The sequence below is a fragment of the Actinomycetospora sp. genome (assembly GCF_055612215.1).
Window position 1 is genome coordinate 1 of the sequence record NZ_JBVPVA010001162.1, and the last position, 4,983, is coordinate 4,983.

A 4,983-nucleotide genomic window follows, 5' to 3' on the forward strand; every position below is an offset into this window, starting at 1 on the left:
GAACCCCACCCCGAACAGCCGGGAGAGGCGCCATGACCACCACCGAGAGACCCGCGGCCGACATCGTGTTCGACCACGTGACCAAGCGATACCCGGGCCAGGAGGTGCCCGCCCTCGACGATCTGACGATGACCGTCCCCGCCGGCGAGACCTGCTGCCTGGTCGGCCCCTCGGGCGGGGGCAAGACGACCGCGATGAAGCTGGTGAACCGGCTCATCGACTTCGAGTCCGGCGACATCACGATCGGCGGGCAGAGCATCCGCTCGGTCGACGTCACGACGCTGCGTCGCGACATCGGCTACGTGATCCAGCAGGTCGGGCTGTTCCCGCACATGACGATCGCCGGGAACATCGGCGTGATCCCGGGGCTGCTCGGCTGGTCGCGCGACCGGATCCGGACGCGGACCGAGGAGCTCCTCGATCTCGTCCGGCTCGACCGCAGCTTCGCCACCCGCTACCCCGCCCAGCTCTCCGGCGGTCAGCAGCAGCGCGTCGGGCTGGCGCGGGCGCTCGCGGTCGACCCGCCGGTGATGCTCATGGACGAGCCGTTCGGCGCGCTCGACCCCATCACCCGCACCGAGATCCAGGACGAGTTCCTCAACCTGCACAGCGAGATCTCCAAGACGGTCATCTTCGTCACCCACGACATCGACGAGGCGATCAAGATGGGGGACCGCATCGCCGTGCTGCGCCAGGGCGGGATCCTCGCCCAGTACGGCACCGCGGACGAGCTGCTCGCGAACCCCGCCGACGAGTACGTCGCCGACTTCGTGGGCGCCGACCGTGGGCTCAAGCGGCTCTCGCTGCGCCGCATGCGCGAGGTCGTGCCGGGTGGGACCAACGGGTCCGGGCCGGTCTCCGCGGACGCCCCGTCGGTCGACGCCGAGGCCACCCTGCGCATCGGGCTCTCGACGCTGTTCGCCTCGGGGGCGCCGGCCGTGCAGGTCACCGACGGCGGTCGGCTGCTGGGCACCGTCACCCTCGACCAGCTGCAGGACGCCGTCGTGCGGAGCCCGTCGTGATCGGGGCACCCACGCAGGTCATCCCGATCTTCGAGGGCCCGCAGTGCTCGCCGGACCAGACCTTCTGCTGGGACTGGTTCACCACGAACTGGCCGACCATCCTCGGCCCCAGCCTCGTCCAGCACGTCTACATCACGCTGATCGCGGTCGTCATCGGGCTGGTCATCTCGCTGGCCGCGGCGCTGGTCGCGTTCTCGCGGAACTGGTTCGCGAGCGGGTTCCTGGCGTTCTCGACCTTCCTCTACACGGTGCCCTCGCTCGCGTTCTTCCTCGCGTTCGTGCCGATCACGGGGCTCTCGCTGACCACGATCGAGATCGGGCTGACGAGCTACACGCTGCTGCTGCTCTTCCGCAACACCCTGACCGGTCTGCGGACCGTGCCGAGCGGTGCGGTCGAGGCCGCCGAGGGCATGGGCCTCACCCCGAACCAGATCCTCTTCCGGATCCGCCTCCCGCTCGCCCTGCCCTCGATCATGGCGGGCGTCCGGGTCTCCGTCGTCACCGTGATCTCGCTGGCGACGGTTGCCGCGTCGGTGGCGCCGCTCGGGCTCGGCAAGCCGATCTTCGACGCGATCCACACCGTGTTCTCGACGGAGCTGATCTCGGCCGGGGTCCTGACGATCCTGGTCGCTCTCGTCGCCGACGTGCTCGTCGTGGGCCTGCAACGTCTCGTCACCCCGTGGACCCGTGCCAGGAGGACGTCGTGAGCGCGTACTTCTCGTTCTTCGGCGACAACGCCGCCCTGCTCCTCGAGCTCACGCTCGGGCACATCCTGCTCGCGGTGCTGGCCCTGGTCGTCGCGGTCGTGCTCGCGGTCCCGCTCGGGGCCTGGATCGGGCACCTGCACCGCTTCTCGTTCCTCGTCGTGAACGTCGGGAACGTGCTGCGCTCGCTCCCGACGCTCGCGATCATCGCCATCGGGATCGCGCTCTACGGCTTCGGCGTCATCAACATCACCGTCGCGCTGGTGATCCTCGGCTTCCCCCTGGTCCTCACCAACACCTTCACCGCCGTCGAAGGGGTGGACCCGGGCACCGTCGAGGCGGCCCGCGGGATGGGGATGACCGGCTGGCAGATCCTCAGCCGCGTCGAGCTGCCCTCGGCGATCCCGCTGATCTCCAGCGGTATCCGCACCTCGTGGGTCTACATCGTCGCCACCGCGTACCTCGCGACGTTCGCCGGCAGCCAGGGCACCCTCGGCGACATCATCAGCAACGTCGAGGGCTACAACCTCTCGGGCGTGCTCGCCGCCGCGACGATCTCGATCCTGCTCGCGTTCCTGGGCGACGCGCTCCTCGGCCTCGCCGAGCGCGCCCTCACGCCGACCGGGCTGCAGCTGCTCGCGCAGCGCACGCCCGCGACGGCGACCGAGCCCATCCCGGCCGCCGCGTGAGGCCGCCCCGACGGTCGGCCGTCGCCACGGCCGGCTCCACCCGACACCGCCCGACCACGGCGGCACCGCCAGATGAAGGAGAGTCCATGCCCACCACGACCACCGGCGGCCGCCGGGCGCGGAGGCTGTCGCTCGTCGGCAGCGTCGGCCTCGCCGCGGCGACCGCCATGCTGCTCGCCGCCTGCGGCGGCGGAGGCTCGTCGAGCGCCCCGCCCCCGTCGAGCTCCGCCCCGGCCGCCGCCGACCAGGTCCCGGCCGACGCGGTGCCGGTGACCGCGCAGACCGGCCAGGTCCAGCTGCCCCCCGGCAAGCCGGGCGCCGGCAAGCCCGTCGTCATCCTCGGCGACAAGAACTTCCCCGAGGAGTACGTGCTCGGCCAGCTCTACGCCCAGGCGCTGCAGGCCAAGGGCTACACCGTGCAGCTCAAGCCGAACATCGGTGGCTCGGAGCTGATCGACACCGCGTTCGCGTCGAACCAGATCAACATCTACCCGGAGTACCTGGGCGAGATCGTCACGAGCGTCGCCAAGCAGCCCGCTCCGCCGTCGGCCTCCGCGACCTACAACGCCGCGAAGCAGTTCGAGGAGTCCCAGCGGCAGGGGACGGTGCTGCTCCAGACGCCGTTCCAGGACACCGACACGGTCGTCGTCCCGACGGCGTACGCCCAGCAGCACCAGCTGGCCGCGGTCCCCGACCTCAACAAGGTCGGTCCCGGCGGGCAGGGCGTCACCCTGGCCGGCCAGATCGAGTTCAAGACCCGCGCGACCGGCCTGGTCGGCATGCAGCAGCAGTACGGCCTGACGAACGTCGGCTTCCTGTCGACCCCGGCCGGCTCGCAGTACCAGGCGCTCGACCAGGGCGCGGCGCAGGCGGCCGACGCGTTCAGCACCGATTACCAGCTGCTGACCAACAAGTACACCGCGCTGAGCGACCCGAAGGGCATCTTCGGGTTCCAGTACGTGGCGCCGGTGGTCAAGCAGTCCGTCGTGCAGGCCGAGGGCCCCGAGTTCTCCCAGACCCTGAACTGGGTGAGCTCGCTGCTCTCGACGAAGGCCATCCAGGCCCTGAACCAGCAGGTCCAGGGCAACGGGGCCGACCCGGCCGCGGTGTCGGCCCAGTTCCTCCAGGCGAACGGGGTCAACAAGTAGGTCCGTGCACGACGACGGCCCGGGTCCCCGGGGGTGGGGCCCGGGCCGTTCGTCGTTCCGCGTCCTTGATCAGGGGCACAGGGCGCAGGTTCCGTGGTCGCTGGACGTGCCTGGTGTGCCCCTCGGCGGGGTGGGCTGGGTGGGCCGGGTCGGCTGCCTCGCGTATGGCCCCTCTTCTTGATCAGGGGCACTGGGCGCAGGTTCTGCGGTCGCTGGACGTGCCTGGTGTGCCCCTCGACGGCGTGGGCTGGGTCGGCTGCCTCGCGCATGGCCCCTCTTCATGATCAGGGGCACTGGGCGCAGGTTCTGCGGCCGCCGAAGCTGCCGGGTGTGCCCGTCGAGGTCAGCGGTCGTCGGCGCGGTGGCTGCCGACGGCGGTGCGGGGCTTCGGTGCGGGCGGCTCGGCCCGGTGCGAGGTCGGGGCGGGGGAGCGGTCGGAGCCGGCGAGGAGGTCGGCCACGGTCCGGCGGGCCAGACGCCCGGTCGGCAGCCCGACCTCGTCCCGGCTGGCGGGAGTGGGTCCCGACGCCGGGTTCCTCGGCCCGGGCACGGACCACCCAGCTGCGGTCTCGGCGGGCGGGGGCGTCGGCCGTCCCGACGGCGATGTGCGGGGCGTCGCGTGCTTCGAGGGCCGGATCGTGCCGTTCGACGGCCCCGGCGGGGTGGCGGAGGACGCCGAGCCGGAACCCGACGCCGAGCCGCCGCGGCGGCGACGGCCCTGCCCGGAACCCGGGCCCTGCGGCTGCGGGGCCGGGGCCGGCTCGACGAACGGCGCGGCCGGGCCGGTCAGCTCGGCGATCTGCGGGGCGCCGGGGCGGACCGCCGTCACCACCGGGCTGATCCTGGCCTGGCGCGCCAGGGTGCGGACCTCGCCGAACTGGTCGGGCGTGGCGACCGTGACGACGGTGCCGCCGGCACCCGCGCGGGCCGTGCGGCCGGAACGGTGCAGGTAGGCCTTGTGCTCGGCCGGCGGGTCGACGTGCACGACGAGGGCGACGTCGTCGACGTGGATGCCACGGGCGGCGATGTCGGTCGCGCACAGCACCCGGATCTCGCCGGTGCTGAACGCCTCGAGGTTGCGCTCGCGGGCGTTCTGGCTCAGGTTGCCGTGCAGGTCGACGGCCGGGACCCCGGCGGCGGTGAGCTGCTTGGCCAGCTTCTTGGCCTGGTGCTTGGTGCGGGTGAACAGCACGCTGCGGCCCAGCCCGGAGGCGAGCTCGCGGACCACCTCGGGCTTGTCGGCCGCCTGCACCTGGAAGACGTGGTGGGTCATGGTCGACACCGGCGCCACGGCCGGGTCGACCGAGTGCGTCGTGGGGCTGGACAGGTAGCGCTTGACGAGGACGTCGACGCCGTTGTCCAGGGTGGCGGAGAAGAGCATCCGCTGGCCGACCTTGGGGGTGCGGTCGAGCAGCCGCTT

Annotated in this window: 5 protein-coding genes; 4 read left to right on the top strand and 1 reads right to left on the bottom strand. The window is 72.1% G+C overall.

Going from position 1 to position 4,983, the window contains the following annotated elements:
- The first annotated feature begins 32 nt into the window (after nucleotides 1-32).
- From AC0CYZ_RS31320 to AC0CYZ_RS31335, 4 genes are all read left to right on the top strand, one after another.
- On the top strand, nucleotides 33-1,022 hold the full coding sequence (locus AC0CYZ_RS31320) for an ABC transporter ATP-binding protein (protein WP_472222116.1): 990 nt from the start codon (nucleotides 33-35) through the stop codon (nucleotides 1,020-1,022).
- Nucleotides 1,019-1,729, top strand: coding sequence for an ABC transporter permease (locus tag AC0CYZ_RS31325; protein WP_472222118.1), 711 nt, complete (start codon nucleotides 1,019-1,021; stop codon nucleotides 1,727-1,729). The genes AC0CYZ_RS31320 and AC0CYZ_RS31325 overlap by 4 nt, the downstream gene beginning before the upstream one ends.
- A complete protein-coding gene (locus AC0CYZ_RS31330) occupies nucleotides 1,726-2,415 on the top strand; it encodes an ABC transporter permease (protein ID WP_472222120.1) in 690 nt (229 codons plus the stop codon). Before AC0CYZ_RS31325 ends, AC0CYZ_RS31330 begins: the two co-directional genes overlap by 4 nt.
- Before the next feature lie 86 nt (nucleotides 2,416-2,501).
- On the top strand, nucleotides 2,502-3,563 hold the full coding sequence (locus AC0CYZ_RS31335; RefSeq protein ID WP_472222122.1) for an ABC transporter substrate-binding protein: 1,062 nt from the start codon (nucleotides 2,502-2,504) through the stop codon (nucleotides 3,561-3,563).
- 343 nt (nucleotides 3,564-3,906) lie between these two features.
- On the opposite strand, the gene AC0CYZ_RS31340 is transcribed toward AC0CYZ_RS31335, so the two are convergent.
- The coding region (locus tag AC0CYZ_RS31340) for a helicase-related protein (RefSeq protein WP_472222124.1) at nucleotides 3,907-4,983 on the bottom strand (1,077 nt) is incomplete at its 5' end.

Excerpts from the sequence above, each read along its gene's own strand:
- AC0CYZ_RS31320 (WP_472222116.1), top strand. The coding sequence starts at position 33 with ATGACCACCACCGAGAGACCCGCGGCCGACATCGTGTTCGACCACGTG.
- AC0CYZ_RS31335 (WP_472222122.1), top strand. The coding sequence starts at position 2,502 with ATGCCCACCACGACCACCGGCGGCCGCCGGGCGCGGAGGCTGTCGCTC.